This is a genomic window from Dietzia cercidiphylli (genome assembly GCF_014145145.1).
In the GTDB taxonomy this organism is placed as follows: Bacteria; Actinomycetota; Actinomycetes; order Mycobacteriales; family Mycobacteriaceae; genus Dietzia; species Dietzia natronolimnaea.
The window spans coordinates 1-1,682 of record NZ_JAALEA010000493.1; the positions used below are offsets into that span (position 1 = coordinate 1).

At 67.5% G+C, this 1,682-nt stretch carries 2 protein-coding genes; both read right to left on the reverse strand.

Annotated features, from left to right (window positions below):
- Window positions 1–38: 38 nt before the first annotated feature.
- Entirely contained in the window at window positions 39–1,148 is a 1,110-nt protein-coding gene (gene pstS / locus G6028_RS16170) for a phosphate ABC transporter substrate-binding protein PstS (protein ID WP_182659483.1), read from the reverse strand.
- A gap of 245 nt (window positions 1,149–1,393) precedes the next feature.
- A partial coding sequence (locus tag G6028_RS16175; RefSeq protein WP_182659484.1) for a GNAT family N-acetyltransferase occupies window positions 1,394–1,682 on the reverse strand: 289 nt, incomplete at its 5' end.

The window sequence follows — 1,682 nt, forward strand, 5'->3', positions numbered from 1 at the left end:
GCTCGCCGCGATCAGCGGCGGGCCGGTGACCCGGTGCATCAGGAGATCTCGGAGATGGCGGTCAGGAGCTGCTCGCGGAAGGCGTCGGGCACGGGGATGTAGCCCTCGTCCTCGAGCTGTGCCTGGACGTCCTCGGCCACCGCGATGTTGAGGAACGACCGGACGGCCGCGGCGGTCTCCGGATCCGCGTACGAGGAGCAGACGATCTCGTAGGTGGGGAGGATGATGGGGTAGGCGTCGGCGGCCTCGGGGACGTAGAACGACGAGGTGTCGATGACGAGGTCGTTGGTGCCCTCGTTCTGGAGCCGCGCCGAGTCGATGGTCACACCCGAGGTCTCGGCGTTGAGCTCGACGCCCTCCGGGTCCGCCGGGGTGATGACCTTGACCATCGAGAGGTCCTGGTTCTTCGCGTACGACCACTCGGTGTACGTGATGGTCCCCGGGGTCTGCCCGATGGCACCCGAGACACCCTCGTTGCCGCGGGCGCCCTCGCCGACACCACCGGTGAAGGTCTTGCCGGCGCCCTGCGTCCACGCACCCTCCGACGCCGCCTCCAGGTACTTCTGGAAGTTGTCGGTCGTGCCGGACTCGTCCGACCGGAAGATCACGGTGATGGGCTCGTCCGGGAGGTCCGTGCCCTCGTTCTCCTCGGCGATCGCCGGGTCGTTCCACGTGGTGATCTCACCGTTGAAGATCTTGGCGAGGGTGGGGCCGGAGAGCTTCAGCTCGACGCCGTCGAGGTTGTAGGCCACGGCGATCGGGCCGAAGACGGCGGGGATGTGCCACGCCTCGGAGTCGCACCGCTCCTCGGCCGCCGCGTAGTCGGCATCCTTGAGCGGGGAATCGGATCCACCGAAGTCCGTGATCCCGCCGGTGAACTCGCTCACGCCGGCGCCGGAGCCGTTGGAGTTGTAGTTCAGCGTCTGACCCTCGCAGCTCATGGCGTAGGAGTTGGCGAAGATCGTCATGGCGTTGTTCTGGGCGGAGGAGCCCGACGCGGTCAGGGTCTCCTTGCCCGCGCATTCCGCGTCGGAGACACTCTGCGCCGCGGTGTCACCGCTTCCGGTGTTGTCATCCGAGCAGGCGGCGAGCCCGACCGCCGTGAGGGCGGTGAGGCCGAGAAGAGCACCGGTGCGCTTGAGGTTCACTGAATCTCCTTGGTTCGTCCGGCGGATAGCCCCCCGAACACGTCTGTGGCGACTGCAACACAAAGCCGGGCCGATACCGAGACCCGACGAGCACAGAACCTAAGGGTCCGATATGAACGGTCTCGCCGGTCGAGATGAACGAGAGATGAACTCAGTGGATGCGTCACGGTTATGACCTCTCGGGGGATTCGTACGGCGCCCCCACCTGGGGTGATCGCCGACCTCCGAGGTCCCGGACGGGGGTCTCACGCCGAGGCGTAGGTCACATCTCGGTGCTCGACGGTGAATCCGAGCTTCTCGTAGGTCCGGATGGCCGCCGCGTTGTCACCCTCCACGTAGAGGACGACCGACTCCGCGCCCACCGGACCCTCCAGGTGAGCTACCCCCAGCGAGGTGAGCAGCCCTCCGAGCCCGCGCCCCTGGTCGGACGGGTCGACCGCCACGACGTAGACCTCGCCCTCCACGGGGGAACCGGGCTCACTCACCGTCTTGGTCCAGTGGAAGCCCGCGAGCCGGGGCACCGGACCGGTGGTG